This window comes from Martinezella lusitana, assembly GCF_010668395.1.
Classification (GTDB): domain Bacteria; phylum Pseudomonadota; class Alphaproteobacteria; order Rhizobiales; family Rhizobiaceae; genus Rhizobium; species Rhizobium lusitanum_A.
Genome location: NZ_WUEY01000007.1, coordinates 52,440 through 67,982, shown reverse-complemented (window position 1 = coordinate 67,982; position 15,543 = coordinate 52,440). Strand labels below are relative to the sequence as shown.

The 15,543-nt window shown below is 60.4% G+C and carries 22 protein-coding genes; 17 read left to right on the top strand and 5 right to left on the bottom strand.

Annotated features, from left to right (window positions below):
• The first annotated feature begins 526 nt into the window (after positions 1–526).
• On the top strand, positions 527–1,591 hold the full coding sequence (locus tag GR212_RS17355; RefSeq protein ID WP_163987824.1) for a sensor histidine kinase: 1,065 nt from the start codon (positions 527–529) through the stop codon (positions 1,589–1,591).
• Positions 1,592–1,594: 3 nt separating this feature from the next.
• Positions 1,595–2,260, top strand: coding sequence for a response regulator transcription factor (locus GR212_RS17350; RefSeq protein ID WP_163987823.1), 666 nt, complete (start codon positions 1,595–1,597; stop codon positions 2,258–2,260).
• Positions 2,261–2,309: 49 nt separating this feature from the next.
• Here GR212_RS17350 and GR212_RS17345 read toward each other — a convergent pair whose 3' ends face one another.
• The 3 genes from GR212_RS17345 to GR212_RS17335 all read right to left on the bottom strand — a co-directional run bounded on the left by GR212_RS17345 (position 2,310) and on the right by GR212_RS17335 (position 4,284).
• Positions 2,310–2,732: a DUF4440 domain-containing protein gene (locus GR212_RS17345; RefSeq protein WP_246725796.1), complete on the bottom strand. Its 423-nt coding sequence runs from the start codon at positions 2,730–2,732 to the stop codon at positions 2,310–2,312.
• Positions 2,733–2,777: 45 nt separating this feature from the next.
• Positions 2,778–3,161 carry a hypothetical protein gene (locus tag GR212_RS17340; RefSeq protein ID WP_204326634.1) on the bottom strand — a complete coding sequence of 128 codons (384 nt, stop codon included), beginning with the start codon at positions 3,159–3,161 and terminating at the stop codon, positions 2,778–2,780.
• A gap of 334 nt (positions 3,162–3,495) precedes the next feature.
• A complete protein-coding gene (locus tag GR212_RS17335; protein ID WP_163987821.1) occupies positions 3,496–4,284 on the bottom strand; it encodes an XRE family transcriptional regulator in 789 nt (262 codons plus the stop codon).
• A gap of 158 nt (positions 4,285–4,442) precedes the next feature.
• Here GR212_RS17335 and GR212_RS17330 point away from each other — a divergent pair, with 158 nt between their 5' ends.
• The 4 genes from GR212_RS17330 (at position 4,443) to GR212_RS17315 (ending at position 6,332) form a co-directional block, all read left to right on the top strand.
• On the top strand, positions 4,443–4,652 hold the full coding sequence (locus GR212_RS17330) for a hypothetical protein (RefSeq protein WP_163987762.1): 210 nt from the start codon (positions 4,443–4,445) through the stop codon (positions 4,650–4,652).
• Positions 4,653–4,944: 292 nt separating this feature from the next.
• Positions 4,945–5,229, top strand: coding sequence for a hypothetical protein (locus GR212_RS17325; protein WP_163987820.1), 285 nt, complete (start codon positions 4,945–4,947; stop codon positions 5,227–5,229).
• A 46-nt stretch (positions 5,230–5,275) separates the two neighbouring features.
• Positions 5,276–5,692, top strand: a complete 417-nt coding sequence (locus tag GR212_RS17320; protein ID WP_163987819.1) for a hypothetical protein — start codon at positions 5,276–5,278, stop codon at positions 5,690–5,692.
• Entirely contained in the window at positions 5,667–6,332 is a 666-nt protein-coding gene (locus GR212_RS17315; RefSeq protein ID WP_163988096.1) for a DUF6362 family protein, read from the top strand. The genes GR212_RS17320 and GR212_RS17315 overlap by 26 nt, the downstream gene beginning before the upstream one ends.
• Positions 6,333–6,394: 62 nt before the next feature.
• Here the strand turns inward: GR212_RS17315 and GR212_RS17310 are convergent, their stop codons facing one another.
• Both GR212_RS17310 and GR212_RS17305 read right to left on the bottom strand, forming a co-directional pair.
• On the bottom strand, positions 6,395–7,087 hold the full coding sequence (locus tag GR212_RS17310; protein ID WP_163988095.1) for a class I SAM-dependent methyltransferase: 693 nt from the start codon (positions 7,085–7,087) through the stop codon (positions 6,395–6,397).
• Between the two features lie 391 nt (positions 7,088–7,478).
• Positions 7,479–7,646, bottom strand: a complete 168-nt coding sequence (locus GR212_RS17305) for a hypothetical protein (protein ID WP_163987818.1) — start codon at positions 7,644–7,646, stop codon at positions 7,479–7,481.
• A 14-nt stretch (positions 7,647–7,660) separates the two neighbouring features.
• Between GR212_RS17305 and GR212_RS17300 the strand changes: the two genes are divergently transcribed.
• The 11 genes from GR212_RS17300 (at position 7,661) to GR212_RS17250 (ending at position 15,543) form a co-directional block, all read left to right on the top strand.
• Positions 7,661–8,008 (top strand): hypothetical protein, encoded by a 348-nt coding sequence (locus GR212_RS17300; protein ID WP_163987817.1) that lies wholly within the window; start codon positions 7,661–7,663, stop codon positions 8,006–8,008.
• A complete protein-coding gene (gene terL / locus GR212_RS17295; protein ID WP_204326633.1) occupies positions 7,965–9,449 on the top strand; it encodes a phage terminase large subunit in 1,485 nt (494 codons plus the stop codon). The genes GR212_RS17300 and terL overlap by 44 nt, the downstream gene beginning before the upstream one ends.
• Positions 9,450–9,494: 45 nt before the next feature.
• The gene (locus tag GR212_RS17290; RefSeq protein WP_163987816.1) at positions 9,495–10,856 is read left to right on the top strand and encodes a DUF1073 domain-containing protein; all 1,362 of its coding nucleotides are present in this window, start codon (positions 9,495–9,497) and stop codon (positions 10,854–10,856) included.
• 76 nt (positions 10,857–10,932) lie between these two features.
• Positions 10,933–12,039: a DUF2213 domain-containing protein gene (locus GR212_RS17285; RefSeq protein ID WP_163987815.1), complete on the top strand. Its 1,107-nt coding sequence runs from the start codon at positions 10,933–10,935 to the stop codon at positions 12,037–12,039.
• Positions 12,040–12,066: 27 nt separating this feature from the next.
• On the top strand, positions 12,067–12,537 hold the full coding sequence (locus tag GR212_RS17280) for a structural cement protein Gp24 (RefSeq protein ID WP_163987814.1): 471 nt from the start codon (positions 12,067–12,069) through the stop codon (positions 12,535–12,537).
• Between the two features lie 3 nt (positions 12,538–12,540).
• A complete protein-coding gene (locus GR212_RS17275) occupies positions 12,541–13,512 on the top strand; it encodes a DUF2184 domain-containing protein (RefSeq protein ID WP_163987813.1) in 972 nt (323 codons plus the stop codon).
• Positions 13,513–13,581: 69 nt separating this feature from the next.
• Positions 13,582–14,079: a DnaT-like ssDNA-binding protein gene (locus GR212_RS17270; protein WP_163987812.1), complete on the top strand. Its 498-nt coding sequence runs from the start codon at positions 13,582–13,584 to the stop codon at positions 14,077–14,079.
• The gene (locus GR212_RS17265; RefSeq protein ID WP_163987811.1) at positions 14,079–14,435 is read left to right on the top strand and encodes a hypothetical protein; all 357 of its coding nucleotides are present in this window, start codon (positions 14,079–14,081) and stop codon (positions 14,433–14,435) included. The genes GR212_RS17270 and GR212_RS17265 overlap by 1 nt, the downstream gene beginning before the upstream one ends.
• Positions 14,432–14,659: a hypothetical protein gene (locus tag GR212_RS17260; RefSeq protein WP_163987810.1), complete on the top strand. Its 228-nt coding sequence runs from the start codon at positions 14,432–14,434 to the stop codon at positions 14,657–14,659. The genes GR212_RS17265 and GR212_RS17260 overlap by 4 nt, the downstream gene beginning before the upstream one ends.
• Before the next feature lie 22 nt (positions 14,660–14,681).
• A complete protein-coding gene (locus tag GR212_RS17255) occupies positions 14,682–15,074 on the top strand; it encodes an HK97 gp10 family phage protein (RefSeq protein WP_246725795.1) in 393 nt (130 codons plus the stop codon).
• Between the two features lie 37 nt (positions 15,075–15,111).
• Positions 15,112–15,543, top strand: coding sequence for a phage tail terminator-like protein (locus tag GR212_RS17250; protein WP_163987808.1), 432 nt, complete (start codon positions 15,112–15,114; stop codon positions 15,541–15,543).

The following is a 15,543-nucleotide window of genomic DNA, read 5'->3' as shown; positions in this document are numbered from 1 at the left end:
CATGCCCAGAGACAACGAAGAGCTCGGCCGCTTCCTGGAAGCGCTCAACAGAAACAGGCCAGACAGGCCAGGCAATGGAAAGCGGCCATCTTCCCACATCCGAAGGAATCTCGCCGCACGACTGGTGCGTCTGAAGGACCGTACCGGCTTGATATGCATGCTGGCACTTCTCTGGGGCGCGCATTGGCTAATGCATTGGGCTACCCGCCTGTTTTTCCGCGGTTTTTTGCCTGCGCGCCAGATGCGCCTGTTGCTTGGCTGGGCCGCGAGCCTCAACAGGGCGAGCCGAGCCATTCTCCGGCGTCGCCAACGCCGCCGTCTGTTCAATCATCATGCGGGAAACGACAACGATGACCGTCGTACTTGACCAAGTCACCCTCAATCCGGGCACGGTGTTCATAGAGTGAAATCAATGCCGTATGGAAGCGATATCGATCAGCGTTACCGTTGTCTTGGAGCTTCAGGTCGGGCAACGTTCTCCCTGTGCACGCGATGCCGTGGGAATGCTGGTGCGGGGATGCAGGAAATGAGGCGCGAGTTCCTGAAATATCTTTTGGAAATGCCTTTGCTGTGGCTCGGCATTACGATCCTGGCCGGTCTCATTTTCATCGGTGATACGATTACGGATCTGGAGATTGCATTTGCCGTCCTCTATGTCTCGGTGATCCTGCTGTCGGTTTACTCCGGTCGCACCGAAGCGATCGCAATCGTCGGCGCCGTTTGCGCCGGCCTCACCATCGCAAGCTACTTTTTGACACGCCATGGTGCCTGGCAGGCGGGTATCGTGAACAGTGCACTCAGCCTGGTGGCTATCGGCGCAACGACCTATCTTGCCATAAGGATCGAGAGGCTCGACGCAAGAACAAGGCAGGCGCAATCGGAGCTTGCGCGGATGTCGCGCCTCATGATCGTTGGCGAGCTTGGCACTTCCATCGCCCACGAGGTCAGTCAGCCGATTACGGCGATTGCCGCCAACGGCAATGCGGCATTGCGGTGGCTTTCGGCAACGCCAGCCGATCAGGACGAGGCCCGCCGGGCTATTGAGAGAATCGTGGCGGATGCGGGGCGAGCGGGCGATGTTATCGGCCGCGTTCGCGGACTTGTGGCGCGCTCATCGCCCTCACGCGATAGGATCGATCTGGTTGAGGCTATTGCTGACGTGCTGGAATTGGTGCGCAGCGAAATCCGCGGCAATCAGATACACTTCAGCGCCGAGTTGGCGAGCGATCTGCCGCTGGTGACCGGCGATCGTGTCCAGCTTCAGCAGGTGATCCTCAATCTTGTCATGAACGCGATCGAGGCCCTGGCGGAGGTTGATGCGGAGACACGCGAGCTGCTCGTCAGCGCCGCAGCGGATGAGCGGAAAGTTACCGTCAGCGTGCGCGATACCGGCAGCGGCATGCCGGCCGAGATGCTGGACAGAATATTCGAAGCTTTCTACACGACGAAGCCGCATGGCATGGGAATGGGCTTGGCAATCTGCCGGTCGATCATCGAGGCGCATGGTGGCACCATCTACGCCGCGCCAAACTTTCCGCATGGGACCGTATTCGGCTTCACCTTGCCGTTGGATGGAAAGGCAAAGGGGTAGAGCATGCAGCAGGAGCAGCAACCGACCGTTTACGTGATCGACGACGATCCGTCCGTGCGCGACGGGCTGGACAGCCTTTTGCGGTCTGTCGGCTATGATACGCGCGGTTTTGCATCGCCGCGGGATTTTCTGGCCTATCCACGTTCGGAAGGGCCGGCCTGCATCGTGCTCGACGTCAGGATGCCGGACGCGAGCGGCCTCGATTTTCAGGACGAGCTTGCGAGGAAGGGATATCCGATACCCATTGTCTTCCTGACCGGGCACGGCGATGTGCCTATGTCCGTCAGGGCGATGAAGGCGGGCGCAGTGGAGTTTCTTCTGAAGCCATTCCGGGAGCAGGATCTTCTCGATGCCATCCGGCAGGCACTTGAAATCGATCGCACCCGGCTCCGGAAGCAGGCGGCGGCGGCCGATCTCCAAGAGCGCTTTGCGACGCTTTCGCCACGCGAACGCGAAGTGATGGCGCTAGTTGCGCGGGGGCTGCTGAACAAGCAGATCGCGGCGGATATCGGCCTGAGCGAGATCACCGTGAAGGTGCATCGCGGCCATGTCATGCGGAAGATGCGGGCAGATTCCGTCGCCGATCTTATTCGAATGGCCGATAGCCTGGAGATGGGCGAAGCCACGGGTGACGGCAAGGCGAACAGCATCGCACCTCGGCCGCGTTAGCCCATTCCCTGTTTGGCAATATACCGGGCTATCCCGAAGGAGACCGGCGCTACACCATTCGATCATCCGGTGTCGTCGGCGTGCCCTGATGAAATATCATCTGCCACCGACCGCGGATGCGTCGCCAGATCGAACTTCGCAGGACGTGCCGCGCGGGCCCGTCTTCTGCCGCCGGCCGGATGCTCCAATATGTGACGAGGACAGCATCCGGTGAAATCGACCGGAAGGCATAGTCTCGGGCTATGATCGGCGGGGAAGGGGTTTCGGACTTCTCCGCGGCGAGGCTCGCGATAAGCGAATTCCTGTCGTCGTAGATCGTTCCCGAACTGCCGAATTCGACAAACTCCTCCGCAAGGAGGTTTCCCGTGGCTTCCGGAGACTGCCGGATCTCCGGAAGATGGAGCTTTTCCTCCAGCCGGCGGATCGCCTCGAATTCCCTTTGCGGAACTTCCATCCCAACCATGGCCTCCATTTTTTTCTCGCTACGATAGTCACGCGTTTTCAGGTCGGGAACATATTACATCATCGGTTCCAGTATCCGTTCCTGTTCAATCTTGCGGGCCTGATCATGGTCGGCTTGCCTGCATTGCTCCAGCTCATTGGCAAAGAGTTCGACTGCATGGCGGCCGATATGCGTCCTATCGTCTTCGATAACCGCGGCTATCCGGCGAAATAACTCGATCTCGAAATTGCCGGCAGCATTCAAAAGACTAGGCCTTGCCAATCTTGCCCCGCCATCCAGGCGGATCGCTGAAACGTAGAACTCATCGGCATAGTCGTCGCCGGCTGATGTCAATTCGGCACGCCCGTATAGCAGCAGCCCGGTTTCCCAGCGATCGCAGAGGCGAATACTGAGCTCATCGAACGCGTATTCGCAGGAAAAGGCACCGTCGATTGGCATCAATACCCCTCCATACCTGCAGTTGGCGCGAAGGATTTGTTCGCTACTTCAAGGCTCGTGGCTCTCGGTATGTCCCGCAACCTTGGCGCTGTGGTATTCGGCGCTCTGGGCATGAACGAAGTCTCCTTTTGGCATTCTTCCAGGTCGACGATCGATATCCGCGGCTGTTCGGTTTCGCTGACTTCGTGCAAGGTTATGCCTTGCGCGGGCTCATTCCTTTCAGTGCCGACGGCTCTTGATGGGAATATTGGCACTCAACATGAAAAATGTCAACATTATTTGTGTTGATTCGTGTCGACGGAAGAGGCGGTGTGTTCATTGCCGACATGGGTGCTTATTTGCGGGCGATATGTCCGCAGATACGGCCGATGATCGTCAATCGCCCGAGCTCGACCGTAAATGTTTCCAATGCCGGGTTGTCCGAAATGATTTTGACTTGGCTTGGCTGCGTGAAAGGCACGCGCTGGAGACGTTTGATTTGCGGTTCGGAATAACCGTCGCTGATGGCATAGACGGTATCGGTCGTCATCTGGTTTTGAGAAAGGTCGACGATGACGCGATCGCCGGGCATATAGGTCGGCTGCATGGAGTCGCCGACGACTTCCATGATGATGGTGTGGCTTGGTGAGGCTTTGGCCTCGTTCCGCAAATAGCCCATCGGAATAAGCCATTCCGCGACGATTTTATGGCCGGCAACATTACCGGAGCCGACGGGAAGGTTGATAACCTCGCCGACGATGCCGCTTCCGGCCCCCAGCTTGACATCCACCTCCGGAGTCGCGCCCGCGATCTGCGGCGTCCAATGCTCGCGGCTATAGCTATGCTCCTCGCCATTTTCGGCAAAACCGTCCTGGTCTTGCTCGTCGGGATCGAAGGAGGTGACGATGGTCGGCGCCAAGCGCGCTGCCGTGCGCGCTCCTTCTCCCGTCAGAAGATAGCCGGCCGTCGTGCCGAATTTCTTGGCATATCGATTGGCAATCTCGGCATTGAACTCGTTCTGCCCGTTCTCATGTGCTCGATAGGTAGACAGGCTCACGCCAAGCGCTTCCGCTGCTTTCGTGGCCGATGGATAATTTGCGGCTTCGCGCGCCGCCCTCAGTCGTTCGCCCATGGATTTCTGCATCTCTCGACCTTTGCAAAATTTCCGACATAAATAATGTTGACATGAACATTATTATCAACATAATTTGTGTCTATCAAGATGCCTGCGACGCAATTCGACGTGGGCGGTGACGCAGGCCGAACTGCGGGCTTTGGGCGAGTGTGGCTGGAGGTGATGGCATGGGCGCAGGCGGAAGGGACGGAAAGACTTCGACGCGCGCGAGATATTTCGACCGCTTCTGGGTTTGCCCCGACTGTCGGCGAACCCTGTCGATCGCGGAAGTCATCGAGCGGCACTGTGAGGGCTGCGACACGAGTGTCCAGCCTGTCGAGATGATCGATGGCGAGCCGGCAGTCGAAATGTCCGAGATGGGGAGGAACCTGCGGTGAGCGAATTGTTTCAAGGCTTTCTGGCCTGTGTCGGTGCGGCCATCTTTTTCGGCACCATGCTGGTCGCGGTGAAATCGATCTTCTGCGGATCGTCGTCCGGATACGAAGGTGATGGGAATTGCGGTGCGCCGGAGGGAGATCAGGTGCATTTCCGAAGGTCCGACGACCAAATTGCTGGCGCCGAGAGATCGGAACACCTCATCGGAACCCGCTGACGGCTACTGCCGCTCTCCCTCACATACCAATGAAAAACTCAACGAACGGATCCGGCTCAGGGCCGGAGGAGGCTGCCATGAATAAATTTCAAATCGGAAGCGAAGCCGTAGCCGGCGGTCATCACGGCTGGATTCGCAAGGTGCATCGAGCAACCAACGAGATCCTCAGGGATAGCCGGGGCGAGCCGATCATCTTCGCCACGCAAGATGCGGCAAAGGCCGCCGCGGGCGAGGCGATGGTCGCCTATCTCAACACGCCGATGCTGCGGGATGGGGCGAGGGTTGAGGCGATCCATAAGGCGGAAGCCTTCTTCAAACCGAAATCCGCGAGCGTGACGGCGGCGACGGAAAGCTTGGCATAGGGCAACGCGAACATTGCAAATTCAATGCGAAAGGAGGCGAGCGGCTATGACCAAAGGTAGACTGGATCTTCTTCTTGATGGTCTCGGCATAAAGCTGGTTCCTGTCCATCGTCGGCGCGCACCGGCGGAAAGCCACGCGCGAGGGACTATGCAGGAAATCCGGGGACGCTACGGCGACGGTCATCTGGTTTTCGTTCTGCGCTGCATCCGGCAGACCGGCAAGAATCGCGACGAACTCTGGTCTGATACCATCGGGGCCGTTTCCGATGTTCTCGTGCAGCGTCAGGATTGGGCGCTGCAGCGCCCGGGTGACCTGCTGGGCGCCTTCGACGATATCCCGCTCGGTTCGTTGCGCACCGATGCGGTAGCGCGACGGCCCTGGCCCGTGCGCGCGACGTTGCGCACGCTGATCTATCATGAATTGGAGATACGCCTTGATGCATCGTCCCGCCTTGCAGTTTGACGATCTTTCCCAACGTGCGGCAGAGATCGCGGATTTGAGCATTATCGTGCGCGCGCGCTTCGTCGAGGCTGCCGATACGATGGTTCATCTCGATGTGCGCGGCGTTCGCCCCGACAGAATGCGCACGCTCTGGCCGGAGGTTCTGCCCGAGCCACTGGATCACGCCGAAATCCGTGTCCGCTATCGTCCGAGTGCCGCGGCGATCAGTCGGGCGGAGGAAGTCTTGCAGGAATGGCTGCGCGTTCATGTCAAGGACGAGGAGCGGCGCATTCTGCTGTCGCGATGGTCCGTCTGCCTCGCCGCGCCTTACGTGGCAGGGTCCTTCCGCGACTTCTGCTCTCGAACAGGGCGCGTGCGCCGCACGGCGGAACGGCGCATCCAGAATGAATTTCAGAGCCTTGCAGGGGTGTTGCTTGCTACCTCGCCGATGCTGCAGGAGCCCGACTGGTCGCGCATTTCGCCAATGATGCCGAACTCGCCGAGTGGTGTCGAGCGGGTAAAGCCGCCGGCACCCAGACACGAAACGCACTGGCTGCCGGATGACGCGCGGCCCGTCTTCGATGCGGCAAGTCCCGAGCTTGCCGAACTGGCCAAGAGGCTGGAGCGCGAAAACCGCCGGCGCGGCAAGATGAGGGCTTAAGCATGAGGGGCAATTGCGGTCTGAACCCGCATTGCCGTTGCATTCATCTTTATAATTATCACCTATCGGTGACTTTTGTGCTCAAGCGTAAAAACGCCACTTCGCCGCATGCTTCCAATATCCTCGCCGAAGTCCGTTACGGCATATTCCGCCAGAAGCCGCAGTCGTGCTGTCGGCAGATGGGCGCGCCATGGGTCACCGATCAGAACTGCAATACCCTGGCCCAGGCAGCGATCGAGAAATGCGGTTACGCGTTTAGCAAGTGCCGCCTCGTAGAAAAGATCGCCGACGCAGATGACGTCGACATCAGGTGGTTCGCCTTTCGTCAGGTCGGCGAGGATAGGCTGAACTGAGACGTTGTTGGCGGCTGCATTCAGCTCGATAGCCACCATCGCATAGGGGTCGACATCGGCGGCCCATACTTCCGCTGCGCCCGACTTTGCCGCTGCGATACTCACGATTCCCGAACCGGCGCCGAGGTCGAGCACGCGACGACCGACGACACTTTCCGGTCTGTCGAGAAGATAGCGCGCCAACACTAGGCCACCACCCCAATAATGCGCCCAGTAGGGCGAGCCGAATTGCGGATCGCGCTTGGCGAGACGCCGCAAGCCGCTTTGCGGACCTGCCTTATGCAGGCGAATTTCAGGGATATTCGGAACAGGCAGAACCGGAAGATTCGCGGCGATAAATCGTCGTATCCAATCATGATCGTCAGCACTGTCTGGATCTCGATCGGATATCCTGCTTTGCATTCGCCCCGTACGAGTTCCTGTCAGCCGCTTGGCTGCCTGCGTGCAACGCTCGATGAGAGCCGGTGAGTTCGGCAGGGCCATGTCATCGGTCGCGATCTGCAGGAGATGAGCGGCGATCATATCCGCGGTTGCTTTCGCCTGCGAGAGAGCGGCCAGAATGTCTTCCACGTAGCTGTCATATTCATCCTGTGCTTCGGGCACATCCCCGATGCCGATGGGATCCCATACCCGCAGAAGTATGATGCGAACTTGATTGAGGTCATCCTTCGGCTGATTTCGATCGTGCATCGCGGGCATTTCTTGAAGCGGGTTGGTACGAACTGCGGGTATTCTCCTTCAGTTTGTCGGACCGCAGGTTGCGATATTTGCAAGTCATTTCAAATTGTTATTTTCAGTTTGCGTCAAAGCCATCATTCCTTGCAGGACGCTGAACCTTCAAGGTTGTCGCCAACAGCCCCGAAATGGGGTATTCATTTTGGCATGATGAGAACAGTTGCAGCGACGCACTGTTGGCCGCAAGCGATGTTTTGAAGCGCTTGTTTTCCTTCAAAAAATCCATCGGAAATCTCAAGCATGTCCAATGCCGACAAGCCGGTCGTGCCGCGCAAGCCGCGTGCGCGCCGTCGCAAGGCCGTTCCCGCCGACGATACGCCGCTCGACTACATGTTGAAAGTGATGCGCGACGACGAGGCGGATCAGAAGCGACGCGATGAAATGGCGAAGATTGCAGCCTCCTATGTTCATCAGAAGCCGAGCGAGCGTTCGGGAGGCGGAGCGAAGGGAGGCCGCGGTTTCACAGTCGACTTAACCAATGCCACGGATGAGCAGCTTGCGATACTCGAATCCCTTTTCGGTCCGCTTGCCGGATCCGGCGACGATGATGGCAGCGATCCGGAAGGAGAGGGCGAGGCGCACAGCTGAGCGCGAACAAGCCGAACATGCCGGCCAGATTGCAATGGATGCGGAGCGGATTCGTGCGAATTGCCAGGCGCTAGCCGGGTTCGTTCAAGAAGCCTGGCATGTCGTAGAGCCCTCGGTCGACTATGTTCACGGGTGGCATATCGATGCGATCTGCCAGCACCTCGAAGCGGTGACCTCCGGTGACATTATCCGGCTGCTGATCAATGTGCCGCCGGGCACGATGAAGTCGCTGCTTTGTGGTGTCTTCTGGCCGGCCTGGGAATGGGGCCCGAAGGGCAAGCCGCAGCTGCGTTATCTCGGCGCCTCCTATTCGGAACATTACGCCAAGCGCGACAACAGGCGCATGCGCGACCTCGTCGCCTCCGAATGGTATCAGACGCTCTGGGGTGATCAGGTCAGGCTGACGAGAACCGGTGAGATGGCTTTCGCCAATACCCGCATGGGCTCACGTCAGGGTGTACCGTTCTCAAGGTTGACCGGCGGTCGTGGCGATCGCGTCATCATTGACGATCCGCATTCGGTCGATGGAGCTGAATCGGAGGCGGAGCGCCTTTCGACGGTTCGCACATTTCGAGAATCCGTGCCGACGCGCCTCAACGATCCCCAGCGCTCGGCGATCGTCGTCGTGATGCAGCGGCTGCACGAGGCGGATGTATCCGGCACGATCATGGCGCTTGGGCTCGGCTACGAACACCTGATGCTGCCGATGGAGTTCGAGCCGGAGCGTCGCTGCCGGACGTCGATCGGATTTGCCGATCCGAGGACGGAAGAGGGGGAACTGCTTTTTCCGCAGCGCTTTCCGCGGGCCGTGGTCGAGCGGGACAAGATACCGCTTGGTTCCTACGCGGTGGCCGGTCAGTTTCAGCAGCGGCCTGCGCCACGGTCAGGCGGGCTGTTCCGGCGCGGCGATTTCGAAATCGTCGAGGCCATGCCGGCCGGGGCAAAACGCTGTCGCGCCTGGGATTTCGCCGCTTCGAAAGCGCGCCCCGGCCGTAAGCCGGACTGGACCGTGGGCTTGCGCATGGCTTTGGCTGATGGTGTTTTCTATATCGAAACCATTGCGCGTGGCCGCTGGTCACCTGCGGAGGTGGAGCGCAATCTCAAGAACGCCGCGTCGCAGGATGGCCCGACGGTGACTGTCCGGATGCCACAAGATCCGGGTGCAGCCGGAAAGGCCGATGCGGAAACGAAGATCAAATTGCTCGCGGGCTTTCCCGTAAAGGTCATATCTCCAACCGGTGATAAGGCGACGCGCGCCAAGCCGGCATCGGCCCAGGCCGAGGCGGGGAACGTCAAGCTCTTGCGTGGGGATTGGAACGAAGCATTTCTCGACGAGATTTGCGCCTTTCCCAATGGTCAATTCGACGATCAGGTCGATGCTTTCGCCGACGCCTTGAACGAGCTCGCGCTGAGCTCTTCTTTCAGCTTCAGCAATTTCTAGGCTCGCCGGCGCGAGCCTCCATCACACGATATCAAAGGACAATCCATGGGGCAGGTATTCTCGATGGTTCGCGACGGATTGGTGAGCCTTGCATCCCGCATGGGCACGGAGCGCGACAAGGCGGCGTCGGTTTTCTATACACAACCGATGCTAACGGATGAGCAGATCATTGCCGCCTATCGCGGCTCCTGGCTGCCGCGCAAGATCGTCGACATTCCGGCGCTGGACAGCTGCCGGAAGTGGCGAAACTGGCAGGCTGCGAGCGATCAGATCGGATTGATCGATGCGGAGGAACGCCGGCTCAATCTGCGCGGCAAAGTGCTGGAAGCGTCGACGAAGGCACGCCTTTTCGGCGGAGCTGCCTTGTTCATCGGATCTGGGGATGCCGATCCGGCGCTGCCGCTGGAGATGGAACTTGTCGGAAAGGGCGGCCTCAAGCATCTCACGGTGCTGACACGCCGCCAGCTCGCAGCCGGCGACATCGACAGCGATCCAACCTCGGAATGGTATGGCAAGCCAAAGTTCTACACCCTGACCGGCGCCAACGGCCTGCAGGTGCGCATCCATCCGTCCCGGCTTGTCGTCTTCAAAGGGGCGATGACGCCATCTGAAGAGTTTTGCGGGATGGGCAATCAGGCCTGGGGCGAAAGCGTGCTTGCCGCGACATTCGACGCGATCAAGAATGCCGACAGCACGGCGGCCAATATCGCCAGCCTCGTCTTCGAGGCGAAAATCGATATCATCAAGGTCCCGCAGTTTTCCGCCAATATCGGCAACCAGGCCTACGAGGATGCCGTGTTGCGCCGTTATGCGCTTGCCAACACCATCAAGGGGGTCAACGGGACTCTGATCCTCGACGCAGAAGAGGAATATGACAGCAAGAGCGCACCGCTCTCCGGCCTCACGGATATTCTGCTGGCCTTCCTGCAAATCGTTGCCGGTGCGGCCGATATTCCGGTCACCCGTTTGCTCGGCCAATCGCCCGCCGGCTTGAATGCGACCGGCACGGCCGACATGAAGAACTATCACGACCGCATCCAGGCCATTCAGGAGCTCGATTACACGCCGGCAATGTCGCGGCTCGACGAGTGTCTCATTCGATCCGCCACGGGTGTCCGCGATCCCGCGATCTACTCGACCTGGGCACCGTTGGAGCAGATGAGCGAGAAGGAGAAGGCCGATATCTTCAAGACAAAGGCAGAGGCGGCACGGACCCTGTTCGGCTCAGCCTCGGGGGAGGAGATCATCGCACGGCAGGCGCTCTCGGAAGCGCTGGTGAATGCCTTTATCGAAGATGGATCGCTGCCGGGCTTGGAGGCGGCGATAAAGACATCCGATCAAGCGGATACGAAGCAATCCAAAGCAGTTGCCGAGGTCACAGAACGACCCGAGGCGACGCCCGTGTAGCCGCTGAAAGGCCCGTTTCGCTTAGGGCAACAGCTTTCACGACGAACCAAGTGGCTCCGACAGGAGAAATCTCAAGATGAACTTCACAGACATTGTAACCGTCGCGGGAACGCGCCGGACCGGGGACGGCTATCTTGTTGCCGATGCCCGCATCGCCCGCACGGGCATTCAGGCCTATGCCGGCGCCGAAATCGGCAGACCTGAGATGCCCACCGTACGGATCTATCGGCCTGGAGCCGAAGTCTTTTCCGAGGACACGCTCAAGAGTGCCGCTCACCGGCCGGTGACAAATGAGCATCCACCCGAAATGGTTACCTCGGAAAACTGGAAGAAATACGCCGTCGGCCAGACCGGCGACGAGATCACCGGTGAAGGCATATTTCTGCGTGTGCCGCTGATGGTCAGCGACGAAGAGGCCATTCAGGACATTGAAGGCGGCAAGCAGGAACTGTCGGCCGGCTATGTCTGCGACGTCGATTTTACGGCAGGCGTCACGCCTGCGGGCGAAGCCTATGACGCCGTTCAGCACAACATTCGCATCAACCATATCGCCATTGTGCGCCGTGGCCGGGCGGGCTCGAAGGTCCGCATCGGCGATGCAGCCGCACCGTGGGGCTGCTCTCCTCTCGCAGCCCCACGCCCCCTTTCCGATCATCACCAAAGCAAGGAAGGAATGATGCCCACCAAGACGATCATGATCGACGGCATCGAGATCGAAGTCTCCGATCAGACTGCAGAGATCATCACGACATTGCGGCAGCGCCTTGCCGACGCCGAGACGGCCTATCAGAAGACCATTGCCATCCGGGATGCCGAACTGGATGCGCTGAAGGCAGCTGTTCTCGACGAGGCGGAGATCGAGCGCCGTGCCGAGGCGCGTGCCGAACTCATCGACCTCGCCAGGGCGATTGCCGGAGACATCAAGACATTGGGTCTTTCCGATGCTGCGATCCGCAAGGCTGTCGTTATCGCCAAGGCGGGCGAGGGGGCGGTGCAAGGCCGATCGGACGCTTACGTCGACGCGCGTTTCGACATGCTGGCCGAAGGGCTGCGCAGGAAGCCGGATCTTTTCGCGGATGCCGTCAGGGATGGCATCAGCTCGACGCAGCCATCCACATCGTCCGCCTTTGCCGCCATGGTCCGCGACCTCGAGCGTGCGCATCTGGCCGCCAATCCCACTTAACCAGGTCAACGAAAAGGAGACGCTTCAATGGCGACTTATCAGACCACCTATGGAAACGCTCCTCGGAAGGGCCTGCACGGGCAGATCGCTTCTGAGGAAAAGGCCAACAAGATCAGCCGCACGGTTGAAAACGCCGCCGGCATCAAGTTTGGACAGCCTGCCCAGCGCGGGCTTGCCGATCATGGCGTTGCGCCCTTTGCCGCCGGCGGCAAGTTCATCGGTATCGCCGTGCTGACGCCGAACGTGCTGCCCGACGTGGCGCCGGCTGGCGGCTATGCGCAGTTCGTCACGGGTGCGTTCCTGACCACAGGTCAGATCTATGTGCGGGCCGGCGCCGCCGTCTCGGATGGCGATGCCGTCTACTACAACCCGACAACCGACGCCTACGTCAATGCAGCTGGCGCCGGCATTGTCGGCCCCATTCCCGATTGTTTCTTCGATACGAGCGGCGGCACCGGCGACATCGTCGAGATCTCGCTCAAGCACAGGAGCGCCTAATTCATGAACCAGTTCGTTCGACAGCAGTTCGCCGACGCCCAGGCCGCCTATTCCTTCGTCATTGCGCAAGGGCGCAATATCGAGACCCGCATCTACCAGCGTCGCTATCCGACCTTCAACTATGGCCTCCATGTTCCGGTCGTCACCGAAGGCAATGAATGGGCTTCGGGCACGACCTTCTTCACCGTCGACAGCGCCGGCGAGGCGAAGTTCCTCTCCGCCGCCGGCACCGACATGCCCTTCAACCAATCGACCCGCGACAGTGCCAGTCACGACTTCGCGATGATCGGCTCCGGTTGGGAATGGAACCTCGAAGAAGTCAATCAGGCCGCGCTCTACAATCTCGATCTCAACGCTTCCAACGCCATTTTCGCCGCCGATAAGATCGAACGCCTGCTCAATTCCGTCGCCATGACCGGCTCGACGGAGAAGGGCTGGACCGGTTTCGTCAACGATCCGAAGGTGTCGCGCGTCGATGTCGCTGCCGATGGTACGGGCAGCTCGACCCACTGGTCCGCCAAGACGGCCGACCAGATCCTGCGCGACGTCAATGATCTTATCGGCGGCGTGCGGCAGCGGACCGGCGAGGTCGAGTGGATCGATAGCCTGCGCCTGCCGCCCGAGGCCTTCCGCCTGATCGCCACCAAGCGGCTTGCCGATGGCGATGGCTACATCACCGTGCTGGAATTCCTGCGGCGCGGCAACGTCTACACGGCCGAGACCGGCCAGCCGCTCGATATCCAGCCGCTGCGCGAGCTTGCGACGGCCTCGCAGGATGGCGGCGGCCGCATGGTGGTCTATCGCCGCGATCCGGAGGTGCTGCGCTTCCATCTGCCGATGCCGCGCCGCGTGCTGCAGCCGCGCCAGAAGTCGATCATGAGTTTCGAGACCGGCATCATCGCCCGCACAGGCGGCACCGAAGTGCGCCTGCCGGCGGCCATGGCCTATGGCGACGAAATCACGGCTGCATCCTGAGCCTGATTTCCCTCTCTCCGCTTGCGCGGGGAGAGGGGATTTTCCTTCCAACGATCGACCGGAGCTTTCATGTCCGCATCCTTCTACGGCACGCTCGCCGCTGCCGATGCCTATTTCGCTGACCGGGCCAATGCCGCCTGGGCAGAGGCCAGCGATGGTGATCGCCTGGCGGCGCTGGTGCGCGGATCACAGGCGGTCGACAGCCTCTATGAGCCCAGATTCACCGGGCGACGGACTGGCGGTTACGATCAGGCGCTGTCATGGCCTCGCAGAGAGGCGACGACGGTCAATGGTGAGGCGATCGCAGACGACGCGCTGCCGCTGGCCGTGACCTGCGCAGCCTATGAGGCGGCGGCGCTCGAGCTTTCCGAGCCGGGCAGCCTGACGCCGGTGATCGTTGCAGCCCGCACAGTGAAACGGGAGAGGGTGGGGCCGCTGGAGACGGAATATGCCGTTGCCGACACCAGCGACGACATGATCGCTGCCGCAAGGCCGGTGCTGACCATGCTCGATGGGCTTCTCTATCCTCTTCTGCGTCCGGTGCTTCCGGGCATTCTGGTGGTGTGATGGCTGGCTTCGATTATGACAGGGCGCGCGCGACCGCCGAGCGGCTAATCGCCAAATTCGGGCAAAAGGCCAGTCTGCGGCGCATCGCCAGTTCCGGTCCCGATTACGATCCGGTTCAGACGAGCGAGGACTTTGCGTGTTCGCTCGTCGATCTCGATCAGAGCCAGGCGCACATCGCCGAGACGCTGATCCAGCGCGGCGACCGCATGGTCTATCTTTCGACCGAGGGGCTTTCGATCACGCCGACGCTCGCCGACAAGATGCTGATCGGCGGCGCCGAACACGCGATCGTGGATATCCAGCCGCTGTCACCGGGTGGGACTGTCGTCTTCTGGCAGCTGCAGGTGCGGCGATGACGGCGCTGGTACGTTTCAAGACGATCCTGACGCTTTGGCTGCTGTCGCGTGTCATCCTGCTGCTCAATCGGGTTTCACCATTGCCGGGGATTGAGCGAAGTGGCGGGGCGAAGGGCGAATCCCGAACCGCCAGATCTGCGGTTCGTGCCCGTTACGGCCACCTCACACTTTTGAATTTCGAGCGGCGTGGCTCGTCACCGGGCGATGCCGCCGATGACGCATAATCATATCAAAGGGGTATCCGACATGGCTTCCGCCAATTTCTCCGCCGATATCGCGGCCTGGGCCGAGCGGACCAAGAAGCGCGTGGAAGAGGTGGTGAACCTCTCCACGCAGCGGCTGGCCGAGGCGATCGTCGAGGCAACGCCAGCGGTATCGGGCGAGCTTGTCAATTCCTTCCAGGTTTCCGCTTCGCCGCTGCAAAGCGGGGATGCTGAGGGTGCAGATGAGGGCCAGCCGGTCAATCTGGCCGGCCTTGGCGTGCCGCTGGGTGGCCTGATCCATATGGGTTTCACCGCACCTCATGCCGCTGAAGTCGAGTACGGCAAGGATGGTCAGGCGGGGCAGGGCATGGTGCGGCTCGCGGCACAGGCATGGCCCGACATCGTCGAGAGTGCCGCGCGCGACACGACAGACTAATTCCTCGAAATTTCAACATCATAGACATGGGTGACACATGGCGACGGCGACGGACGCTCTCATTCTGGCGGCACTGCTGGATCATTTGGCCGCGCTCCAATTTCAGCCGCCATTGCCGGTGGCGCAGCCGGGCATTGCCTTTCCGCCGGCGGGGCAAGATAAACCGGATAACTATCTGGCCGTCAGCTACCTGCCCAACCGCCCCCGGCAGGTGACGCTTGGCGACGATCCGCAGCAGAAGCTCGGGCTTCTGCAGATTTCCGTCTATTGGAAGGCCGGCGGCGGGCTGATCAAGCCACTCGATGCCGCCGGCCTGGTCATCGACCATTTCAACAACAAGACGTTGTTCGCCTCTGGCGTGAAGATCACGATCAGCGGCGAGCCGTGGGCCGCAGGCCCGATCCAAGAGGATGACCGGGTGCAGATACCGGTCACCATTCCCTACACCGCCTTTGAACCGGAGACATGA